Source organism: Mycobacterium paraseoulense, assembly GCF_010731655.1.
Taxonomy (GTDB): domain Bacteria; phylum Actinomycetota; class Actinomycetes; order Mycobacteriales; family Mycobacteriaceae; genus Mycobacterium; species Mycobacterium paraseoulense.
In genome coordinates, this window is sequence record NZ_AP022619.1 from 358,724 (window position 1) to 379,321 (window position 20,598).

Genomic DNA, 20,598 nt, shown 5'->3' on the forward strand with positions numbered 1-20,598 from the left:
TCGTGCCACGTCGCAGCAAAGCCTGACTAACATGGCCGGTGATCGTGACGGTGTCCCGCCAGCACACGAAAGCGCTCACCATGACCACAGCCCGCGTGCCCAAGTTGCCGCTCGAGGAAGCCACCGCGGCCGCCGACGAGGCGGCGGTGCCCAACTACATGGCCGAACTGAGCATCTTCCAGGTGCTGCTCAACCACCCGCCGCTGGCGCGCGCCATCAACGATCTGCTCGCCACCATGCTCTGGCATGGTGCGCTCGACGCGCGGTTGCGTGAGTTGGTCATCATGCGGATCGGCTGGCTCACCGCATGCGACTACGAGTGGACACAGCATTGGCGCGTCGCGTCGAGGCTGGGCGTGGCGCCCGACGACCTGCTCGGCGTGCGTGACTGGCAGGCGCACCACGGGTTCGGCCCGACCGAGCGGGCGGTGCTGGCCGCCACCGACGACGTGGTGCGCGACGGCGCGGTGAGCGACGCCAGCTGGGCGGCCTGTGAACGCGAATTGAACGGCGACACAACGGTTCTCATCGAGCTGGTCACCGCGATCGGTGCGTGGCGGATGGTCGCGTCCATCCTGCACAGCCTCCGGGTCCCGCTCGAAGAGGGCGTGTCCAGCTGGCCGCCCGACGGCCGGTCGCCGTCGGAAGCCGTCATCGATTGACATATCGATCGGTGGCTCTTTAGCGTCGGGCAATGCGTACCAGAGTCGCCGACATGCTCGGTGTCGAGTTCCCCATCTGCGCGTTCAGCCACTGCCGCGACGTGGTGGCCGCGGTGACCAACGCGGGCGGGTTCGGCATCCTCGGCGCCGTGGCGCACAGCCCCCAACGGCTGGAAAGCGAACTCACCTGGATCGAGGAGCAGACGGGCGGCAAGCCCTACGGGGTCGACCTGTTGTTGCCGCCCAAGTATGTCGGCGCGGACGAAGGCGGCATCGACGCCACCCAGGCGCGGGCGCGGCTGCCCGAGGAGCACCGCGCCTTCGTCGACGACATCCTCGCCCGCTACGGGATCACCGCGCCTGCCCAGGATCGTCCCTCCGCGGGTGGCCTCAACATCTCGCCCAAGGGCTACGAACCGCTGCTCGAAGTGGCCTTCGCCCATGACATTCGGCTGATCGCCAGCGCGCTCGGGCCGCCCCCCGAAGACCTCGTCGAACGCGCCCACGACCGCGGCGTGCTGGTGGCCGCGTTGGCCGGCACCACGCGCCATGCGCAGCGGCACGCGGCCGCCGGTGTCGACCTGATCGTCGCGCAGGGCACCGAGGCCGGGGGACACACCGGGGAGGTCGCCACCATGGTCCTGGTTCCCGAGGTCGTCGATGCCGTGTCGCCGGTCCCCGTTCTCGCCGCCGGCGGCATCGCCCGCGGCCGCCAGATCGCGGCGGCGCTGGCCCTCGGCGCTGAAGGCGTGTGGTGCGGGTCGGTGTGGCTGACCACCGAGGAGGCCGAGACGCCACCGGTGGTCAAGGACAAGTTCCTGGCCGCCACCTCCTCGGACACGGTGCGGTCGCGGTCGATGACGGGCAAGCCGGCACGGATGCTGCGGACGGCCTGGACCGAGGAATGGGAGCGCCCGGAAAAACCCGACCCGCTCGGCATGCCGTTGCAGACCGCGCTGGTCACCGAACCGCAGGTGCGCATAAACCAGGCGGCCGCGCACCCCGGCGCCAAGGCGCGAGAGCTGGCCACCTACTTCGTCGGCCAGGTGGTCGGGTCGCTCGACCGGGTTCGCCCCGCGCGCACGGTGGTGCTCGACATGGTGGAGGAATTCATCGACACCATCGGGCGGCTCGACGGCCTCGTCGAGAGGTAACCGGTGTTCCCCACGGCGGCTGAACGGCCCCCGCGGCGGTTCGGCAAACACGAGATGAACAATCCACGCAAGCCCGTGCGCGGCCATACGCCCAGCTCATAGCCCCTTACCTGGCCGAATCCTGTGTGCCCGCCCCGGGAAACCGTAAAGATTCACCAACATCGCATCGAGGAGTTTGACCCCGTCGGACCCGTCGTGCATTATCGGTCGGGTATGCACCTCGTTAGGTGAGGCGTCTACACGAATACAGGCCACTGACCCCGAACGTCGAAAGACGCCCCGGGTCAGGACAGCTCCTCCCGGCTTAAGGGTTGAGCCCAGGTGGCTTCCGGAATTCCGGACACGTCGTGTGGTGCCGAAGCTCTGACGAGAGGGGTGCGGATCTCCGACGGTCGTCGGGTTTCTGCTCCTCATGCTGCGCAGATCGCGTGCGGGTCCCCGCACGTGTCGTGACCGCGAGGAGGTGAGGGACACATGAGTTCCAGCGACAGTCCGGACCGAAGTCCGAGCTCCGTCTCGTCCCGATCCCGTCTCCGGCACGACGTTCTCAGCTGAGTCGTCGCAACGCCAAGTGGCTTATCGGCCAGGCGTTCTCCGGATCGGAACCGCGACGGGACTTCGACACGTCAGTCCAGTTAGTCCCGGTAGGAACCCCGCGTAGGAGATGATCATGACCACAGCTCTGTACGACGAAGTGGTGACCGTAGCGCCCGCACGCAAGTTGACGGTGGTGCGCGACGTCGAGACCACTGCGGCCCCGGTGGCCAAGAAGGCCGCCCGCCCGGCCGGCAAGCAGCCCGTCTTCGCGGGCGACCCGCTGGTGGAGGGCGCCACCCGCTTGCTGAGCATTCCGCTGCGCCACCTGTACGCCGCGCTGCTGCGGGTTGGTGTGCTCGAAGTTCTGGCCTGATCCGATGGGCAGCGACCAACCAGGGCTCCAAGGGGCTACCCGGCCGCAGGTGTGACCTGAGGCCAGGTGGCCCCTTGGGGTGCTTCGCCTGAGTAGAATCGAGCCACTGGCGTTGATCCGGCATCACCGGGGAGCTTTCGGAAGAACAGCCGGCTTCTTTCTCTGGCCAGCTCAGTAGAACCGAACGGGTGGGCCCGTCACAGCCTCCAAGGAGCGGTCACGCGACAGCGTGGCAAGCGGGGTGGTACCGCGGCGCTCGCGCAGGCAGCGCGTCGTCGTCCCCGGCCTGACCATAGGCACGCAGGAGACGACGCGCACCGTGACCGAAAACGCTGACGCCAGGGCTTATCCCAAACTGGCGAGCGGAGCACCCGATTTTCCGGCCCTCGAACTCGAGGTCCTGGACTACTGGGCCCGTGACGACACCTTTCGGGCCAGCATCAACCGCCGCGACGGCGCCGAAGAATTCGTCTTCTACGACGGACCGCCGTTCGCCAACGGGCTGCCGCACTACGGGCACCTGCTGACCGGCTACGTGAAGGACATCGTCCCGCGCTACCGGACCATGCGCGGCTACAAGGTGGAGCGGCGTTTCGGCTGGGACACGCACGGGTTGCCCGCTGAACTCGAGGTCGAGCGGCAGTTGGGCATCAACGACAAGTCGCAGATCGACGACATGGGGATCGCCGCGTTCAACGACGCGTGCCGCGCCTCGGTGCTGCGCTACACCGACGAGTGGCAGGCGTACGTCACCCGTCAGGCCCGCTGGGTCGATTTCGAGAACGACTACAAGACGCTCGACCTGTCCTACATGGAGTCGGTGATCTGGGCGTTCAAGCAGCTCTGGGACAAGGGTCTGGCCTACGAGGGCTACCGCGTCCTGCCGTACTGCTGGCGCGACGAAACCCCGCTGTCCAACCACGAATTGCGGATGGACGACGACGTCTACCAGAGCCGCCAAGACCCCGCGCTGACAGTGGGATTCAAGGTGGTGGGGGGCGCGCTGGACGGCGCGCACCTGCTGGTGTGGACGACGACGCCGTGGACGCTGCCGTCGAACCTGGCCGTCGCGGTCAACCCCGAGGTCACCTACGTCGAGGTCCGGGCCGGCGAGCACCGCTTCGTGCTGGCGCAGCCCAGGTTGGCCGCCTACGCCCGCGAGTTGGGTGACGAACCAGAAGTGCTGGGCACCTACCGCGGGGCCGACCTGCTCGGCACGCGCTACCTGCCGCCCTTCCCGTATTTCATGGACACCCCCAAGGCTTTTCAGGTGCTGCCGGGGGAGTTCGTCACCACCGAGGACGGCACCGGCATCGTGCACATGGCGCCGGCCTACGGCGAGGACGACATGGCCACCACCGACAAGGTGGGCATCGTGCCGGTCACCCCGGTCGATTCCAAGGGCCGCTTCGACGCCACCGTCCCGGATTACCAGGGGCAGCACGTGTTCGACGCCAACCCGCACATCATCCGCGACCTGAAGAACGGCAGCGGCCCGGCGGCGGCCAACGGCGCGGTGCTGCTGCGCCACGAGACCTACGAGCACCCCTACCCGCACTGCTGGAGGTGCCGCAACCCACTGATCTACCGGGCGGTGTCGTCCTGGTTCGTCGCGGTCACCGCGTTCCGCGACCGCATGGTGGAGCTCAACCAGCAGATCACCTGGTACCCCGAACACGTCAAGGACGGCCAGTTCGGCAAGTGGCTGCAGGGCGCCCGCGACTGGTCGATCTCGCGAAACCGCTACTGGGGCAGTCCCATTCCGGTGTGGAAATCCGACGACCCGGCCTACCCGCGCATCGACGTTTACGGCAGCCTCGACGAGCTGGAGCGCGACTTCGGGGTGCGGCCGACCAACCTGCACCGGCCCTACATCGACGAGCTGACCCGCCCCAATCCCGACGACCCGACCGGCCGCAGCACCATGCGGCGCATCCCCGACGTGCTCGACGTGTGGTTCGATTCCGGGTCGATGCCCTACGCCCAGGTGCATTACCCGTTCGAGAATGGTGAGTGGTTCGACACCCATTATCCCGGCGACTTCATCGTCGAGTACATCGGCCAGACCCGCGGCTGGTTCTACACCCTGCACGTGCTGGCCACCGCGCTGTTCGACCGTCCGGCATTCAAAACCTGTGTGGCGCACGGGATTGTGCTGGGTTCCGACGGCCAGAAGATGAGCAAGTCGCTGCGCAACTACCCGGACGTGTCCGAGGTGTTCGACCGTGACGGTTCCGACGCCATGCGGTGGTTTTTGATGGCCTCGCCGATCCTGCGTGGTGGGAACCTGATTGTCACCGAGCAGGGCATCCGCGAGGGCGTGCGCCAGGTCCTGTTGCCGTTGTGGAACGCGTACAGCTTCCTGGCCCTCTACGCGCCCAAAGTCGGCTCCTGGCGCACCGATTCGCGGCAGGTGCTGGACCGCTACATCCTGGCCAAGCTCGCCGAACTGCGCGACAGCCTCACCCGCGAGATGGACACCTGCGACATCTCGCGCGCCTGCGAGCACCTGCGCCAGTTCACCGAGGCGTTGACGAATTGGTATGTGCGACGGTCGCGTTCGCGGTTCTGGGAGGAGGACCCCGACGCCATCGACACCCTGCACACTGTGCTCGAGGTGACCTCGCGGCTGTCCGCGCCGCTGCTGCCGTCGGCCACCGAGATCATCTGGCGCGGTCTGACCGGGGGGCGGTCGGTGCACCTCACCGATTGGCCCGACGCCGAATCGCTGCCGGCGGACCCCGCTCTGGTCGCCGCGATGGACCAGGTCCGCGAGGTGTGCTCGGCGGCGTCGTCCCTGCGCAAGGCCAAGAAGCTGCGGGTGCGCCTGCCGCTACCGAAACTGACCGTGGCGGTGCACGATCCGCAGCGGCTGCAGCCGTTCGCCGACCTGATCGCCGACGAGCTCAACGTCAAGAGCGTCGAACTGACCGACGCGATCGACACCTACGGCCGCTTCGAGCTCACCGTCAACGCCTGGGTCGCCGGGCCGCGGCTGGGCAAGGACGTGCAGGCCGCCATCAAGGCGGTCAAGGCGGGGGAGGGCGTCGTCAATCCCGACGGCACCCTGACGGCGGGTCCCGCGGTGCTGCAGCCCGAGGAGTACACCTCGCGGCTGGTCGCCGCCGACCCCGAGTTCACCGCCGCCCTGCCCGACGGGGCCGGGCTGGTGGTGCTCGACGGCACCGTCACCCCGGAGCTGGAGGCCGAGGGCTGGGCCAAGGACCGCATCCGCGAACTGCAGGAGCTGCGGAAGTCGAGCGGGCTGGACGTGTCCGACCGGATCTCCGTCGTGATGTCGGTGCCCGCCGAGCGGGCCGACTGGGCGCGCACCCACCGCGACCTGATCGCGGGTGAAATCCTGGCCACCAGCTTCGAATTGGGCGAACCGGCCGACGGCGCCGACATCGGCGACGGCGTGCGGGTGAGCATCGCCAAGGCGTAGCGGCGCAGAGCCCCGGTCGGGGGTTTGCGAAAAAAAGTTCCGAAAAAAGTGTCCGACCCGTCCGGGTTGGCTGCTCGTAGCTGTGACGGCGGCCCACCGGGGGTCGCGACCACAGTTGAGGAACACGCCATGAGCACCATCGAAGACTTTCAGTCGACGTCCTTCGTCGCGCTCCCGCACGACGATCCGACGGTCGCCGAGGCGTGGGCGTCGAGCCCGCTGGGTGACCCCACGATCGAGGACGGCTCCCTGGTCCGGCCCGCCAAACGTGAGGACTCCCCGGCCACGACCGTGACCGGGAAGCCGCGCTCGAGGGGAACGAACGCATTGGTGGCCGGGGCCGTGGTCGCGGCGCTCGGAGCGGTTGCCGGGCTCGGCCTGATCCTCATCGACGGGCCGGGCTCCAAGGCGCACAAGCCTGCCGTCGTGGTTCCGAATTCCAGCGTCGGTTCGGTGACGCCCCAGGCCCCCAGCGCGGTTGCGCCGCCGCCCCTTTCGCCGGCCCCGCCGCCGGCGGGCAGCCCTCCCGACGCCGCGCAGGTCTCGCCGGGACCCGTCAGCGGTGGGCATGCGCCCGCCGTGATCGCGCCCGCGCCGGTGCCCGCGGCCCCCGCCCCGGCCGATCCCGGCGCCTCGCCGCCCCCTCCCAACGTGACCGTCAACCTCCCGCCGGTGATCGTGCCCGTGCCCGTCCCGGTGCCTGTGCCGCCCCAGCAAGGTGGCGGTCAGCAGGGCGGCCAGCCCGCGCCGAGCGGAGGCGGCCACGGGCCGATCCAGTGTTTCGCCTGCCACCCGCCGGTGCCGCAACAACCGATCCACCCGCAGCCGATCCACCCGGAGCCGATCCACCCGCAGCCGCTGCAGCATCCCTAGCCGCTGTTACGTGCGCGATCGCAGCGCGCGGTGGGCATGCGGCCAGAACGGCATGCCCGCCACGACGGTCGCACCGGTGGCGATGAGTCCGACCGCGACGTCGACGCTCTCGCGGCCATCGCTTGCCCAATAGACGTCTTTGAGGTCCAAGAGCAGGGCGAGCTCGTCAACGATCATGGCATTGGCGGCGCCGTACGCGACGGCCGCCGCGGGGTGCCTGCGCTGCTTGTCCGTCCCGCGCAGGCCCACGCCGCCCACCGCCGCCAGCAGCCCGATGCCGATGTTGTAGTGGTGAAAGTGCTTCCCGCCCATTGACACACCACCACCCGACGGGCCATGGCCGGCGCGGATCCAGTGTGTGAGTCCCCGCAGTCCGGCGAAGGTGAGGGTGAACGACGCCCAGGCCAGCACCGTGGCCTGTTCACCGGGCTGCAACCGTTGGTCCCACTGGTGACGCAGCCGCTCCAACCGTGACGTCGGTGGGTCGCCCTGCTCGGTTCCCCGCGTGTGACCGCCCGCCACGGCGCCGTCGGCGTCCATACAGTAGGACGCTAGACCAATACCATTTTCAGTTGTGGAGTCCCGTTGGGTGCTGCACCTGGACATGGATGCGTTCTTCGCCTCGGTCGAACAACTCACCCGGCCGACCCTGCGGGGGCGGCCGGTGCTGGTCGGCGGCCTGGGCGGGCGGGGCGTGGTCGCCGGGGCCAGCTACGAGGCCCGGGTGTACGGGGCCCGGTCGGCCATGCCGATGCACCAGGCCCGCCGCCTGATCGGGGTGACCGCGGTGGTGCTGCCCCCGCGCGGCGTGGTGTACGGGGTGGCCAGCCGGCGGGTCTTCGACACGGTGCGCGCGGCGGTGCCGGTCGTCGAGCAGCTGTCGTTCGACGAGGGCTTCGGCGAACCGCCCCACCTCGCGGGCGCGTCCGCCGAGGACGTCGAGGCGTTCTGCGAGGATCTGCGCCGACGGGTGCGCGACGAGACGGGCCTGATCGCCTCGGTCGGGGCCGGCTCGGGAAAGCAGATCGCCAAGATCGCCTCCGGCCTGGCGAAGCCGGACGGTGTGCGGGTGGTCCGGCGCGCCGAAGAGCGGTCGCTAGTGGGCGGGTTGCCGGTGCGGCGGCTGTGGGGCATCGGGCCGGTCGCCGAGGAGAAGCTGAATCGGCTCGGCATCGAGACGATCGGCGAGCTGGCCGCGCTGACCGACGCCGAGGCCGCCAACATCCTGGGCGCGACGATCGGTCCGGCGCTGCACCGGCTGGCGCTCGGCATCGACGACCGCCCGGTCGCCGAGCGGGCCGAAGCCAAGCAGATCAGCTCCGAGTCCACCTTCGCCGTCGACCTGACCAGCCTGGAGCAGCTGCGTGAGGCGATCGACCCGATCGCGGAGCACGCGCACCAACGTCTGCTGCGTGACGGCCGGGGCGCCCGCACCGTCACGGTGAAACTGAAGAAATCCGACATGAGCACGCTGACCCGTTCGGCCACCTTGCCGTATGCGACGACCGAGCCCGGCGCGCTCGTCGCCGTGGCCCGCCGGCTGCTGCTGGACCCCCGCGAGATCGGGCCGATCCGCCTTCTGGGCGTGGGGTTTTCGGGGCTCAGCGACGTGCGCCAGGAGTCGTTGTTCCCGGACCTCGATCTGGTGGGCGAGACGGAGGACCATCCCCTGGAAACTGTGGCGACCGCGGCCGAGGCCATGTTCTCGCCGGGGCCCGAGGCGGTCCCGGGGTGGCGGGTGGGGGACGACGTCACGCATCCCGACCTCGGTCACGGCTGGGTCCAGGGCGCCGGCCACGGCGTCGTCACCGTACGGTTCGAGACCCGCGGCTCGGGGCCCGGCCCGGCCCGCACGTTCCCTGCCGACACCGCCGAGCTCGCCAAAGCCAACCCGGTGGATTCCCTGGACTGGCCGGACTACCTGGGCGCGCTGCAGGCCCCGGACGCGAATCCGCCGTCAGCCCCAGCGGGCGATGACGTCGCCGACCGGTAGCTTCGCGGCCAGCGCGGCCATCACCAGCACCCGGGCCTGGGGCGGCCGCAGCCGGGGCACCATCACCGCGCCGGCGGCCGCCATCTCGTGCCCCGGCCCATAGCTCGCACCGACGCGGCCGCCCGGGACGCGGGTGGACACCGCGACGGCGATCCCGGCCCGGCAATGCCGGGCCACCGCGTCGACCACCGCGTCGCCGGCGTTGCCCGAACCCAGCGCCTCGAGCACCAGGCCCCGCGCCCCGGCGGCCACACACGCGTCCATGGCCACGCCGTCGCTGCCCAGGTACGCGGCGACGATGTCGACCCGGGGCGCCTGCGCCGCGCTGAGATCGCCGAGCTGGGGCCGCGTCTTGGGGCCGGCCAGCGTGACGCCGCCGTCCACCGTGGCGATCAGCTCACCGGCGAAGCCGCTCAGGTCGTCGGTCGCCACCTTGCTCAGGCCCAGCGGCTGCAGCACCCGGCCGGCCAAGCAGACCAGAACGCCCAGGCCACGGGCGGCGGGGCTGCCCGCCACGGCGAGGGCGGCGCGCAGGTTGGCCGGGCCGTCGGCGTCGGGGGCGTCGGCGCTGCGCATGGCCCCGGTGAGCACCACCGGGACGTCCCCGGCGTGGGTCAGCTCGAGCCACAGCGCGCTCTCCTCCATGGTGTCGGTGCCGTGGGTGACCACCACCCCGTCGGCGCCGTTGTCGATCGCCGTCCGCACCGCGCCGCGCATCCGGTCCCAATCGGCCGGCACCAGCTGCGAGCTGTCCAACGCCAGCACGTCGACGACGTCGACGTCGAGACCCGCCGCCAGGTCGGCCGCGCCGTAGGAGGGCCGGTGCACGCCGTCCGCGTCGGTGCCGGTCGATATCGTGCCCCCGGTGGCGATGACGGTGAGCCGGCCCATGGTGAGATCATCGCGCACGCCAACCGCGAACACCGGCCGGCCCGCGTGCGCATTGGGGGATGATGTGAGAGTGCCCGAGGAACCCACAGGATCCACTGAGCCCGTGACCTCGACCGAGAAGGCCGGGGACACCGCGGCCACCCCCCCGGCGCGGCCGCCGAGGCGGCTGCGCCTGCTGCTGTCGGTCGCGGCGATCGTCTTGGCCCTGGACATCGTCACCAAGGTGCTCGCCGTCAAACTGCTGCCACCCGGTCAGCCCGTGCCGATCATCGGCGACACGGTGACCTGGACGCTGGTGCGCAATTCCGGTGCCGCGTTCTCGATGGCCACCGGGTACACCTGGGTGCTCACGCTGATCGCGACCGGTGTGGTGGTCGGGATCTTCTGGATGGGACGCAGGCTGGTGTCACCCTGGTGGGCGGTCGGGCTGGGCATGATCCTCGGCGGCGCCATGGGCAACCTGGTCGACCGCTTCTTCCGGGCGCCCGGGCCGCTGCGCGGCCACGTCGTGGACTTCCTGTCGGTGGGCTGGTGGCCGGTGTTCAACGTCGCCGATCCCTCCGTGGTCGGCGGGGCCATCCTGCTGGTGGTGCTGTCGGTCTTCGGCTACGACTTCGACACCGTGGGCAGGCGCAGGCCGACCAGCGCCAATGACTGACCGCTCCATGCCCGTGCCCGAGGGCCTGGCGGGCATGCGGGTGGATGCGGGTCTGGCGCGCCTGCTGGGGGTTTCCCGCAGCGCCGCGGCCGCCCTGGCCGAGGGCGGCGGGGTGGAACTGGACGGTGTGCAGGCCGGAAAATCCGACCGGCTGACGGGCGGGGCGTGGCTGCAGGTGCGCCTGCCCGACGCCCCGCCGCCGGTTCAGAACACGCCCGTCGACATCGAGGGCATGACGATCCTGTACTCCGACGACGACATCGTCGCGGTCGACAAGCCGGCGGCGGTGGCCGCGCACGCGTCGGTGGGCTGGACGGGGCCGACGGTGCTCGGCGGGCTGGCCGCCGCGGGCTACCGGATCACCACGTCGGGGGTGCCCGAGCGGCAGGGCATCGTGCACCGCCTCGACGTGGGCACCTCCGGGGTGATGGTGGTGGCGCTCTCCGAGCGCGCCTACATGGTGCTCAAGCGGGCGTTCAAACAGCGCACGGTCGACAAGCGCTACCACGCGCTGGTGCAGGGGCATCCGGACCCGTCGAGCGGGACCATCGACGCGCCCATCGGACGGCACCGCGGCGGCGAGTGGAAATTCGCGGTCACGACGAACGGCCGGCACAGCCTCACCCACTACGACACCATCGAAGCCTTCACCGCCGCCAGCCTGCTCGACGTGCACCTGGAAACCGGTCGCACGCACCAGATTCGGGTGCACTTCTCCGCGCTGCACCACCCGTGCTGCGGTGACCTGGTCTACGGAGCGGATCCGAAACTCGCGAAAAGGCTTGGGCTGGAACGGCAATGGCTGCACGCTCGCGAGCTGTCGTTCGCCCACCCGGCGGACGGCAGGCGGATGGAGATCGTCAGCCCCTACCCGGCGGACCTGCAGCACGCGCTGGACGTGCTGCGCGCCGAGGGCTGATCACCCGGGCTTGCGCGCCTCGACGAGCAGCCGCGTGGAGTGCGCGACGAACGGCCCGTCGGCCTCGATGCGCTCGTGCAGTTCGCGCAGCCGCTCCCGGTAGGCGTCGACAGTGAAGTCCGGCACCGTCCAAATCACCTTGCGCAGGAAGTAGATAACGGCCCCGATGTCGAAGAACTCGGCCCGCATCCGCTCCATGCGCATGTCGAGGACGTCCATCCCGGCGGCCCGGGCCTGGGCGCTCTGGATGTCGGGGTGCAGCTCGGCCCATTTCTCCGGCTGCGGCCCGATGAAGTATTCGACCAGCTCGGCCATGGTCGCGGGCCCGATCTGCTGGGCGAAGTAGGTGCCGCCGGGCCGCAGCACCCGGGCGATCTCAGGCCACCGCACCGCGACGGGGTGGCGGCTGGTCACCAGGTCGAACGCCGCGTCGGCGAACGGCAGCCGCGGCTCGTCCGCCGTGACCACGACCACCACGCCGCGGGGGTGTAGGCGTTGGGTCGCCAGGGCCGCGTTGGGCGGCCAGGACTCCGTCGCGGCCATCGTGGGCGGGAACCTTTCGGCGCCCGCGAGGACCTCGCCGCCGCCGGTGTCGATGTCGCAGGCGGCCGACGCGCCCGCCAGCCGGTGGCTCATCTGGCGCTGGTAGCCCCACGACGGGCGTTCCTCGGTGGCGCGCCCGTCCAGCCAGGAGAAATCCCACCCGTCGACGGGGGCCGCGTCGGCCTCCGCCACCAGCTCGTCGAACGTGCGGCCCATGCCGAGCATGCTAGGCATGGTTGACGGCGCGCGGCAGACGAATCCGGTGCCGTTCAATTCCAGCGCCGAGATTGCCGCCACGGTCGTGCTTGCGGGCGCGACCACAGCCCTGGCGGCAACCTCGGCGAACGGGCTAGACCGTGGCCGTGTTCGCCTCGCCGGTCGCGATCTCGGGGGCCAGCGGCGCGATCGCGCCGATGATCTCGGTGACCGTGCCGGAGGGGACCCCGGCGGCGGCGAGCGCGTCGGACAGGTGCCGAGCCACCAGGTTGAAATGATGCATCGTGATGCCCCGCCCCCGATGCACCTGCTTCATCGGCGCGCCGGTGTAGGGCACGGGGCCACCGAGGGCGGCGGCGAAGAACTCCACCTGCTTGCCTTTGAGGCGGTTCATGTTGGTGCCGGTGAAAAAGCCTGCGAGTTGGTCGTCGGCAAGCACACGAACGTAAAAGTCCTCGACCACGACTTCGATCGCCTCGTGTCCGCCGATCCGGTCGTAGATCGCGTCCGGCGGGGGTTTGCGGAAGCGTGCCAGAATTTTCATAAGTTCGATTGGAACATTTCGGCGTTGCCCGTCAGTTAGTTCGCGATCACGCGCGGATGTCTTTGCGTAACAAGCGGATTGCCCCCTTTTGACGGTTGCGCCCGTCCGCGCGTGAGGCGCGCGGGCTGCTTTACATGCGCGAAATCTGCATCGACCCGGGGGGCTGATGCCATAGGTTGGCTTAATGACTCACGTCACATCATTCACACAGCCCCACCAAGCGGTCGTGGCCAGCGGGCGGGCCAGTTGCGGTCGGGGGGCCGACATCATCAGGAGCGCAAGCCGATGAACCTTGGTGACTTAACGAGCTTGGTCGAGAAGCCGCTCGCGAACTTGGTCGAAAAGCCGATCGCGGCGGTGTCCCACATCGTCAACACCCCCAACTCCGCGGGGCGCTACCGGCCGTTCTATCTGAGAAATCTGCTCGATGCGGTGCAGGGCCGCACGATCGACGAGGCCGTCGGCGGCAAGACCGTCCTGATCACCGGCGGCTCGTCGGGCATCGGCGAGGCCGCCGCGAAGAAGATCGCCGAGGCGGGCGGCACGGTCGTGCTCGTCGCGCGGACCCGGGAAAACCTGGAGAAGGTGGCCGACGAGATCCGCGGTGACGGCGGCACCGCCCATGTCTATCCGTGCGATCTGTCGGACATGGACGCGATCGCCGCGATGGCCGATCAGGTGCTGAGCGACCTCGGGGGAGTCGACATCCTGATCAACAACGCGGGGCGGTCGATCCGGCGATCGCTGGAGCTGTCCTACGACCGGATTCACGACTATCAGCGCACCATGCAGCTGAACTACCTGGGCGCGGTCCAGCTCATCCTCAAATTCATCCCCGGCATGCGGGAACGCGGCTTCGGCCACATCGTCAACGTGTCCTCGGTCGGCGTGCAGACCCGCGCGCCGCGCTTCGGTGCCTACATCGCGAGCAAGGCCGCGCTGGACAGCCTGTGCGATTCGCTGCAGGCCGAGACCGTCAACGACGGGGTGAAGTTCACCACCGTGCACATGGCCCTGGTGCGCACCCCGATGATCAGCCCGACCACGCTCTACAACAAGTTCCCGGCGCTGACGCCGGATCAGGCGGCGGGGGTGATCACCGACGCCATCGTGCACCGGCCGCGGCGGGCCAGCTCGCCGTTCGGGCAATTCGCCGCCGTCGCCGACGCCGTGAACCCGGCGGTGATGGACCGGGTGCGCAACCGGGCGTTCGTCATGTTCGGCGACTCGGACGCCGCCAGAGGCGACGAATCACCAAGCGATTCACCGCAATTCGATAAGCGCAGCGAGACGTTTGTGCGGGCCACCCGCGGGATACATTGGTGACATCATGAGCCTTCCGAAACCCGACCTTGACACCACCGTCGTCATCACCGGCGCCTCGTCCGGCATCGGCTCCGAACTGGCGCGCGGGCTGGCCCGCCGCGGCTTCCCGCTGCTGCTGGTCGCGCGGCGCCGGGAACGCCTCGACGATCTCGCCAACGAGGTGGGCCAGGAATACTCGGTGGCGGTCGAGGTGCTGCCGCTGGACCTCGGCGATCCCAAGGGCCGCGCGAAGTTGGCGGACCGGTTGCGCGCCGAGCCGATCGCCGGCCTGTGCAACAGCGCGGGTTTCGGCACCAGCGGCGTCTTCCACGAGCTGCCGGTAGAGCGCGAGAGCGAGGAAGTCACCCTCAACGCGCTGGCGTTGATGGAACTCACCCACGCGGCCCTGCCCGGCATGGTCGAGCGCGGCGCCGGTGCGGTGATGAACATCGCGTCGATCGCCGGGTTTCAGCCGGTGCCCTACATGGCGGTCTATTCGGCGACCAAGGCGTTCGTGCAGACGTTCTCCGAGGCCGTGCACGAGGAGCTGCACGGCACCGGGGTATCGGTGACGTGTCTGTGCCCCGGCCCGGTGCCGACCGAGTGGGCCGAGATCGCCAACGCCGAGCGGTACAGCATTCCCCTCGCGCAGGTCTCGCCGCGCGACGTCGCCGAGGCGGCGATCGGCGGGATGCTGGCCGGCAGCCGCTCCGTGGTGCCCGGCGTCGTGCCCAAGGTCGTCAGCACCGCCGGCAGATTCGCACCGCGCAGCCTGCTGCTGCCCGGGATCCGGATCGGTAACCGCTTCCGCGGGGGACCCAACCGCTGACCGACGCCGGTTTTCGGCCACTCGCGTCACTCGCGCCCCTGCGCCGGACGACCGACGATCTGCCCGCCTCATAGCGACAAATCGTCCACCGGGTGGACGGTGTCGTGGATTGTCGCTATGAGGCGGGCACCACGCCGCATCCCCCCGGAGTGGGGACGGGAGTGGCGGATGTGACGAATCGGCCGCGCTAGGCTCCGTTCATGGCCGCCGTTGACCTGACCGCCGATATGCCGATGAGCCCGGAAGAGATGTGGGATCACGTCTCCGACCTGTCGGACCTGGGCGATTGGCTGGTGATGCACGAGGGATGGCGCAGCGATCTGCCCGAGGAGCTCGGCGAGGGTGTCCAGGTGGTGGGCGTGGCCCGGGCGAAGGGTTTCCGCAACCGGGTGACGTGGACGGTGACGACGTGGGATCCGCCGCACGAGGTGGCGCTCTCGGGATCCGGCAAGGGCGGCGCCAAGTACGCCGTCACGCTCACCGTGCGGGCCGCCCGAGAGGGATCGACGCTGGGCCTGCGCCTTGAGCTGGGGGGGCGGGCGTTGTTCGGGCCGGTCGGGTCGGCGGCCGCGCGGGCCGTCAAAGGGGACGTGCAGAAGTCGTTGAAGAACTTCGTCGAGTTGTACGGATAGCCGGGTCCAAGAAACGCCAGACACACGCGGCGACACGCCCAACTCGTGTCGGTTCGCAGTCATAGACTGGCTCCCCTATGAACCAGTCCTCCTTCGTGCACCTGCATAACCACACCGAGTACTCGATGCTGGATGGGGCCGCGAAGATCACCCCGATGCTGGCCGAGGTCGCGCGGCTGGGAATGCCCGCGGTCGGCATGACCGACCACGGAAACATGTTCGGCGCCAGCGAGTTCTACAACGCGTCGACCAAGGCGGGGATCAAGCCGATCATCGGGGTCGAGGCGTACATCGCGCCGGGCTCGCGCTTCGACACCCGGCGCATCCAGTGGGGTGACCCCGGCCAGAAGTCCGACGACGTGTCCGGCAGCGGGTCCTACACCCACCTGACGATGGTGGCCGAGAACGCCGCCGGCCTGCGCAACCTGTTCAAGCTGTCCTCGTTGGCCTCGTTCGAGGGCCAGCTGGGCAAGTGGTCGCGGATGGACGCCGAGCTCATCGCCGAGCACGCCGAGGGCATCATCGCCACCACGGGGTGCCCGTCGGGGGAGGTGCAGACCCGCCTGCGGCTGGGGCACGACCGCGAGGCGCTGGAGTCGGCCGCGAAGTGGCGCGAAATCTTCGGCGCCGACAACTACTTTCTCGAGCTGATGGACCACGGGCTGTCCATCGAGCAGCGCGTCCGCGAGGGATTGCTCGAGATCGGCCGAAAACTCGGCATCCCGCCGCTGGCCACCAACGACTGCCACTACGTCACCCGCGACGCCGCCCACAACCACGAGGCGCTGTTGTGCGTGCAGACCGGCAAGACGCTGTCGGATCCCAACCGCTTCAAGTTCGACGGCGACGGCTACTACCTGAAGTCGGCCGCCGAGATGCGCCAGATCTGGGACGGCGAGGTGCCCGGCGCGTGCGACTCGACGCTGCTGATCGCCGAGCGGGTGCAGCCCTACGACGACGTGTGGGCGCCGCGCGACCGGATGCCGGTCTTCCCGGTGCCCGAGGGACACGACCAGGCCTCCTGGCTGCAGCACGAGGTGATGGCGGGACTGCGGCGGCGTTTCGGATCCGGCGTCGGCCAGGACTACATCGACCGGGCCGAGTACGAGATCAAGGTCATCTGCGACAAGGGCTTCCCGTCGTACTTCCTCATCGTCGCCGACCTGATCAACTACGCGCGCTCGGTCGACATCCGGGTGGGGCCGGGTCGTGGCTCGGCGGCCGGGTCGCTGGTGGCCTACGCGCTGGGCATCACCAACATCGACCCGATCCCACACGGTCTGCTGTTCGAGCGGTTCCTCAACCCCGAGCGGCCGTCGGCGCCGGACATCGACATCGACTTCGACGATCGTCGTCGCGGCGAGATGGTGCGTTACGCCGCCGACAAGTGGGGCCAGGACCGCGTCGCCCAGGTCATCACCTTCGGTACCATCAAAACGAAAGCGGCGCTGAAGGATTCGGCGCGAATCCACTACGGCCAGCCGGGCTTCGCGATCGCCGACCGGATCACCAAGGCGCTGCCGCCGCCGATCATGGCCAAGGACATCCCGCTTTCGGGCATCACCGATCCGGCGCACGAGCGGTACAAGGAGGCCGCCGAGGTGCGCGGCCTGATCGAGACCGACCCCGACGTCCGCACCATCTACCAGACCGCCCGCGGCCTGGAGGGTCTGATCCGCAACGCGGGCGTGCACGCGTGCGCGGTGATCATGAGCAGCGAGCCGCTCACCGAGGCCATCCCGCTGTGGAAGCGGCCGCAGGACGGCGCGATCATCACCGGCTGGGACTACCCGTCGTGTGAGGCCATCGGCCTGCTGAAGATGGACTTCCTGGGCCTGCGCAACCTGACGATCATCGGCGACGCGCTGGAGAACATCAAGGCGAACAGGGGCATCGACCTCGACCTGGAATCGGTCCCGCTCGACGACAAGCCCACCTACGAGCTGTTGGGCCGCGGCGACACGCTGGGGGTGTTCCAGCTCGACGGCGGGCCGATGCGTGACCTGCTGCGCCGCATGCAGCCCACGGAGTTCAACGACATCGTCGCCGTGCTGGCGCTGTACCGTCCGGGTCCGATGGGCATGAACGCCCACAACGACTACGCCGACCGCAAGAACGGGCGCCAGGCGATCAAGCCGATCCACCCCGAACTCGAGGAGCCGCTGCGCGAGATCCTCTCGGAGACTTACGGTCTGATCGTCTACCAGGAGCAGATCATGACCATCGCCCAGAAGGTCGCCTCCTACACGATGGGTAAGGCCGACGCGCTGCGCAAGGCGATGGGCAAGAAGAAGCTCGAGGTGCTCGAGGCCGAGTACAAGGGCTTCTACGAGGGCATGACGGCCAACGGCTTCTCCGAGCGCGCGGTGAAAGCGTTGTGGGACACCATCCTTCCGTTCGCCGGGTATGCGTTCAACAAGTCGCACGCCGCCGGCTACGGCCTGGTCTCCTACTGGACCGCCTACCTGAAGGCCAACTACCCGGCCGAATACATGGCGGGCCTGTTGACCTCGGTGGGCGATGACAAGGACAAGGCCGCGGTCTACCTGGCCGACTGCCGCAAGCTGGGCATCACCGTGCTGCCGCCCGACGTCAACGAGTCCCTGGTGAACTTCGCCTCGGTCGGCCAGGACATCCGGTTCGGGCTGGGCGCGGTGCGCAACGTCGGCGCCAACGTGGTCGGTTCGTTGATCAAGACCCGCAACGAGAAGGGGAAGTTCACCGACTTCTCGGACTACCTCAACAAGATCGACGTCTCGGCCTGCAACAAGAAGGTCACCGAGTCGCTGATCAAGGCGGGCGCGTTCGACTCGCTCAGCCATGCCCGCAAGGGCCTCTTCCTGGTGCACACCGACGCCGTCGATTCGGTGCTGGGCACCAAAAAGGCCGAAGCCATGGGGCAATTCGACCTGTTCGGCGGAGATGACGGGTGCACCGAGTCGGTGTTCACCATCAAGGTGCCCGAAGACGAGTGGGAGGACAAACACAAGCTGGCCCTGGAGCGGGAGATGCTCGGCCTCTACGTGTCGGGACATCCGCTCAACGGCGTGGCGCACCTGCTGGCCGCCCAGGTGGACACCCAGATTCCCGCCATCCTGGACGGCGATGTCCCCAACGAAGCCCAGGTGCGGGTGGGCGGCATCCTGGCGTCGGTCAACCGACGCGTCAACAAGAACGGAATGCCCTGGGCCTCAGCCCAACTGGAAGACCTCACCGGCGGCATCGAGGTGATGTTCTTCCCGCACGCCTATTCCGCCTACGGCGCCGACATCGCCGACGACGCGGTGGTGCTGATCAACGCCAAGGTCGCCATCCGCGACGACCGGATCAGCCTGATCGCCAACGAGCTTGTGGTGCCGGACTTCTCTAACGCCCAGCCGAACCGGCCGATCGCGGTCAGCCTGCCCACCCGGCAGTGCACCATCGACAAGGTCAGCGCGCTCAAGCAGGTGCTGGCGCGCCACCCCGGCACCTCCCAGGTGCATCTGCGGCTTGTCAGCGGGGACCGGATCACCACCCTGGAGCTGGACGCCTCGCTGCGGGTGACGCCCTCGCCCGCGCTGATGGGCGACCTCAAGGAGCTGCTCGGCCCGGGGTGCCTGGGCAGCTAGCTCGTCCGGATCTCGACGCGCGCTAGGCCGACAAACCCAGCGCCGCGTGATGGTCGTGGGTGGGGACGATCGTCGCCGCATGCCGCGCCAGGTGCAGCCGCTGCAGCGTCCGGAATGCTTCGTTGCGATCCTCATCCACCAAAACGCCTGGATAGCTTGATTTTTGGCGGATGTTCTCGATCTGCAACGTGTGCCAGGCGGCGTCTCCGGCGATCAGGACCCACCCGTGCCCGGTGTGGGCGAGCACCCCGACGCTGCCCGGGGTGTGTCCGGCGAGGTCGACGAGGAGCACGGTGCCGTCCCCGAACAGGTCGTGGCTTCGGGTGAAGGTGAGCACGGGCGGCCCGTCCAGCTCGTAGTCGACGACCGCCCTGCCGCGCAGCGAGTCGCGGACACCGCCGACCGGCGCCACCAAACCCGAACCGATCCAGTCCCGTTCGGTGCGGTGCAGGTGAACGGGGAGATCCGGCAAGTCCAGCAGGCCAGACACGTGGTCCCAGTGCGCGTGGGTCGGCAGGGCGAAATCCAACGGCGGCACATCGGGCACCCGGCCCAGGGCGGCGATCGTGGGAACGGTGTCGGCGGGCGGACGGACGGCGACCCGCAGCACCGCGGGCAGTTGGGCGATCGCCCGGTGCTCGACGTCGCGGCACACGGCCGGATCGACGATGAACGTGGCTTCCGGGTGGCTGACCACGAAAGAAGTCATGGCGTTCTCGACGCGGGCGGGCGAGAACGTGCCCTCGACGATCGCCGCGGTGGGCACCGAGCGCGCGACCTGGGGCAGCGCGGTCACCGTGACGGCGCGACCGGGTTCGGGCAGTCCCGCGTCGGCGACGCTGCGGAGGAACCGCTGATCGGCCCGCTTCGGGCGTATCGCACCCCAGACCAATCCGGTTGCGGCGGCGCAGCATTGGCGCAGTGTGGGGGAGCGGACGGGGTCGTGCGTCATGGCACGTCGACCCGGACGATGACGCTGTCGGCCCACACGCCGCGGTCACGAGCGCGGCTGAGCCTCTCGCGCAGGCACAGGTCTTGGTGGACGTTGGTGACGCCCGGGACCTTGATCAGCGGCACGATGTTCCACTGCCAGCCGTACCGGCGGCGCAGGATGCGGTTGGCCCGCTCGGCCTCGGCGCCGGACAGGATGCTGGCCCGGCCGGGAACCCAGGACGGCGCCTCCCGGCCCGGCCGGACCCGGCCGCGATAGTCGCACGCGGTGAGCGCGACGTCGGGCCGCACGGTCAGGCGCCTGGTCTTCGGCCCCACCTTGGTGCGGAACACCAGCGCGTCGCCGTCCAGCCCGAACCAGATCGGGGTGTCCACGGCGGTGCCGTCGCGGCGGAACGATCGCAGCAGCGCGTAGCGCGCCGCGGCCAGCCTGTCGAGGGAATGTGTGTGCATGGCCCCAGT

At 69.4% G+C, this 20,598-nt stretch carries 18 protein-coding genes and 1 riboswitch; of the genes, 12 read left to right on the plus strand and 6 right to left on the minus strand.

Going from position 1 to position 20,598, the window contains the following annotated elements; translation table 11 throughout:
• The first annotated feature begins 80 nt into the window (after nucleotides 1-80).
• The 5 genes from G6N51_RS01550 to G6N51_RS01570 all read left to right on the plus strand — a co-directional run bounded on the left by G6N51_RS01550 (nucleotide 81) and on the right by G6N51_RS01570 (nucleotide 7,044).
• Nucleotides 81-662: a carboxymuconolactone decarboxylase family protein gene (locus G6N51_RS01550; RefSeq protein ID WP_083176172.1), complete on the plus strand. Its 582-nt coding sequence runs from the start codon at nucleotides 81-83 to the stop codon at nucleotides 660-662.
• Between the two features lie 32 nt (nucleotides 663-694).
• Entirely contained in the window at nucleotides 695-1,816 is a 1,122-nt protein-coding gene (locus tag G6N51_RS01555) for an NAD(P)H-dependent flavin oxidoreductase (RefSeq protein WP_083176166.1), read from the plus strand.
• Nucleotides 1,817-2,028: 212 nt separating this feature from the next.
• Nucleotides 2,029-2,198: riboswitch (M-box (ykoK) riboswitch) on the plus strand.
• Nucleotides 2,199-2,486: 288 nt separating this feature from the next.
• The gene (locus tag G6N51_RS01560) at nucleotides 2,487-2,726 is read left to right on the plus strand and encodes an Rv1535 family protein (RefSeq protein WP_083176170.1); all 240 of its coding nucleotides are present in this window, start codon (nucleotides 2,487-2,489) and stop codon (nucleotides 2,724-2,726) included.
• Nucleotides 2,727-3,045: 319 nt separating this feature from the next.
• Nucleotides 3,046-6,171, plus strand: a complete 3,126-nt coding sequence (gene ileS, locus G6N51_RS01565) for an isoleucine--tRNA ligase (RefSeq protein ID WP_083176168.1) — start codon at nucleotides 3,046-3,048, stop codon at nucleotides 6,169-6,171.
• A gap of 129 nt (nucleotides 6,172-6,300) precedes the next feature.
• Nucleotides 6,301-7,044 (plus strand): hypothetical protein, encoded by a 744-nt coding sequence (locus G6N51_RS01570; protein ID WP_163750614.1) that lies wholly within the window; start codon nucleotides 6,301-6,303, stop codon nucleotides 7,042-7,044.
• 6 nt (nucleotides 7,045-7,050) lie between these two features.
• Here the strand turns inward: G6N51_RS01570 and G6N51_RS01575 are convergent, their stop codons facing one another.
• The gene (locus tag G6N51_RS01575; RefSeq protein ID WP_174814280.1) at nucleotides 7,051-7,584 is read right to left on the minus strand and encodes a hypothetical protein; all 534 of its coding nucleotides are present in this window, start codon (nucleotides 7,582-7,584) and stop codon (nucleotides 7,051-7,053) included.
• Between the two features lie 34 nt (nucleotides 7,585-7,618).
• Between G6N51_RS01575 and G6N51_RS01580 the strand changes: the two genes are divergently transcribed.
• The gene (locus G6N51_RS01580) at nucleotides 7,619-9,037 is read left to right on the plus strand and encodes a DNA polymerase IV (protein WP_443677808.1); all 1,419 of its coding nucleotides are present in this window, start codon (nucleotides 7,619-7,621) and stop codon (nucleotides 9,035-9,037) included.
• On the opposite strand, the gene G6N51_RS01585 is transcribed toward G6N51_RS01580, so the two are convergent.
• A complete protein-coding gene (locus G6N51_RS01585; protein ID WP_083171960.1) occupies nucleotides 9,002-9,928 on the minus strand; it encodes an asparaginase in 927 nt (308 codons plus the stop codon). The genes G6N51_RS01580 and G6N51_RS01585 overlap by 36 nt on opposite strands.
• A gap of 70 nt (nucleotides 9,929-9,998) precedes the next feature.
• Between G6N51_RS01585 and lspA the strand changes: the two genes are divergently transcribed.
• The gene (gene lspA / locus G6N51_RS01590; protein WP_083171861.1) at nucleotides 9,999-10,586 is read left to right on the plus strand and encodes a signal peptidase II; all 588 of its coding nucleotides are present in this window, start codon (nucleotides 9,999-10,001) and stop codon (nucleotides 10,584-10,586) included.
• A complete protein-coding gene (locus G6N51_RS01595; RefSeq protein WP_083171862.1) occupies nucleotides 10,579-11,505 on the plus strand; it encodes an RluA family pseudouridine synthase in 927 nt (308 codons plus the stop codon). Before lspA ends, G6N51_RS01595 begins: the two co-directional genes overlap by 8 nt.
• On the opposite strand, the gene G6N51_RS01600 is transcribed toward G6N51_RS01595, so the two are convergent.
• Nucleotides 11,506-12,264: a class I SAM-dependent methyltransferase gene (locus G6N51_RS01600; RefSeq protein ID WP_083171961.1), complete on the minus strand. Its 759-nt coding sequence runs from the start codon at nucleotides 12,262-12,264 to the stop codon at nucleotides 11,506-11,508.
• Between the two features lie 133 nt (nucleotides 12,265-12,397).
• Complete coding sequence (locus G6N51_RS01605) at nucleotides 12,398-12,808, minus strand: group I truncated hemoglobin (protein WP_083171863.1); 411 nt, start codon at nucleotides 12,806-12,808, stop codon at nucleotides 12,398-12,400.
• A gap of 285 nt (nucleotides 12,809-13,093) precedes the next feature.
• Here G6N51_RS01605 and G6N51_RS01610 point away from each other — a divergent pair, with 285 nt between their 5' ends.
• From G6N51_RS01610 to dnaE, 4 genes are all read left to right on the plus strand, one after another.
• Nucleotides 13,094-14,134 carry an SDR family NAD(P)-dependent oxidoreductase gene (locus G6N51_RS01610; RefSeq protein WP_083171864.1) on the plus strand — a complete coding sequence of 347 codons (1,041 nt, stop codon included), beginning with the start codon at nucleotides 13,094-13,096 and terminating at the stop codon, nucleotides 14,132-14,134.
• 4 nt (nucleotides 14,135-14,138) lie between these two features.
• The gene (locus G6N51_RS01615) at nucleotides 14,139-14,942 is read left to right on the plus strand and encodes an SDR family NAD(P)-dependent oxidoreductase (protein WP_083171865.1); all 804 of its coding nucleotides are present in this window, start codon (nucleotides 14,139-14,141) and stop codon (nucleotides 14,940-14,942) included.
• A gap of 200 nt (nucleotides 14,943-15,142) precedes the next feature.
• Nucleotides 15,143-15,574: a type II toxin-antitoxin system Rv0910 family toxin gene (locus tag G6N51_RS01620; RefSeq protein ID WP_083171866.1), complete on the plus strand. Its 432-nt coding sequence runs from the start codon at nucleotides 15,143-15,145 to the stop codon at nucleotides 15,572-15,574.
• Nucleotides 15,575-15,651: 77 nt separating this feature from the next.
• On the plus strand, nucleotides 15,652-19,185 hold the full coding sequence (gene dnaE, locus G6N51_RS01625; protein WP_083171867.1) for a DNA polymerase III subunit alpha: 3,534 nt from the start codon (nucleotides 15,652-15,654) through the stop codon (nucleotides 19,183-19,185).
• 22 nt (nucleotides 19,186-19,207) lie between these two features.
• Here the strand turns inward: dnaE and G6N51_RS01630 are convergent, their stop codons facing one another.
• Nucleotides 19,208-20,137 carry an MBL fold metallo-hydrolase gene (locus tag G6N51_RS01630; RefSeq protein ID WP_083171868.1) on the minus strand — a complete coding sequence of 310 codons (930 nt, stop codon included), beginning with the start codon at nucleotides 20,135-20,137 and terminating at the stop codon, nucleotides 19,208-19,210.
• On the minus strand, nucleotides 20,134-20,589 hold the full coding sequence (locus tag G6N51_RS01635; RefSeq protein WP_083171869.1) for a PPOX class F420-dependent oxidoreductase: 456 nt from the start codon (nucleotides 20,587-20,589) through the stop codon (nucleotides 20,134-20,136). Before G6N51_RS01635 ends, G6N51_RS01630 begins: the two co-directional genes overlap by 4 nt.
• Between the last annotated feature and the right edge of the window lie 9 nt (nucleotides 20,590-20,598).

Coding starts and splice junctions, on each gene's coding strand:
- G6N51_RS01630 (WP_083171868.1), bottom strand. CDS start 20,137: ATGACGCACGACCCCGTCCGCTCCCCCACACTGCGCCAATGCTGCGCC.
- G6N51_RS01595 (WP_083171862.1), top strand. CDS start 10,579: ATGACTGACCGCTCCATGCCCGTGCCCGAGGGCCTGGCGGGCATGCGG.
- G6N51_RS01600 (WP_083171961.1), bottom strand. CDS start 12,264: ATGGGCCGCACGTTCGACGAGCTGGTGGCGGAGGCCGACGCGGCCCCC.
- G6N51_RS01555 (WP_083176166.1), top strand. CDS start 695: ATGCGTACCAGAGTCGCCGACATGCTCGGTGTCGAGTTCCCCATCTGC.
- G6N51_RS01585 (WP_083171960.1), bottom strand. CDS start 9,928: ATGGGCCGGCTCACCGTCATCGCCACCGGGGGCACGATATCGACCGGC.
- G6N51_RS01615 (WP_083171865.1), top strand. CDS start 14,139: ATGAGCCTTCCGAAACCCGACCTTGACACCACCGTCGTCATCACCGGC.
- dnaE (WP_083171867.1), top strand. CDS start 15,652: ATGAACCAGTCCTCCTTCGTGCACCTGCATAACCACACCGAGTACTCG.
- G6N51_RS01620 (WP_083171866.1), top strand. CDS start 15,143: ATGGCCGCCGTTGACCTGACCGCCGATATGCCGATGAGCCCGGAAGAG.
- G6N51_RS01605 (WP_083171863.1), bottom strand. CDS start 12,808: ATGAAAATTCTGGCACGCTTCCGCAAACCCCCGCCGGACGCGATCTAC.
- G6N51_RS01550 (WP_083176172.1), top strand. CDS start 81: ATGACCACAGCCCGCGTGCCCAAGTTGCCGCTCGAGGAAGCCACCGCG.
- G6N51_RS01610 (WP_083171864.1), top strand. CDS start 13,094: ATGAACCTTGGTGACTTAACGAGCTTGGTCGAGAAGCCGCTCGCGAAC.
- G6N51_RS01560 (WP_083176170.1), top strand. CDS start 2,487: ATGACCACAGCTCTGTACGACGAAGTGGTGACCGTAGCGCCCGCACGC.
- G6N51_RS01570 (WP_163750614.1), top strand. CDS start 6,301: ATGAGCACCATCGAAGACTTTCAGTCGACGTCCTTCGTCGCGCTCCCG.
- G6N51_RS01575 (WP_174814280.1), bottom strand. CDS start 7,584: ATGGACGCCGACGGCGCCGTGGCGGGCGGTCACACGCGGGGAACCGAG.
- G6N51_RS01635 (WP_083171869.1), bottom strand. CDS start 20,589: ATGCACACACATTCCCTCGACAGGCTGGCCGCGGCGCGCTACGCGCTG.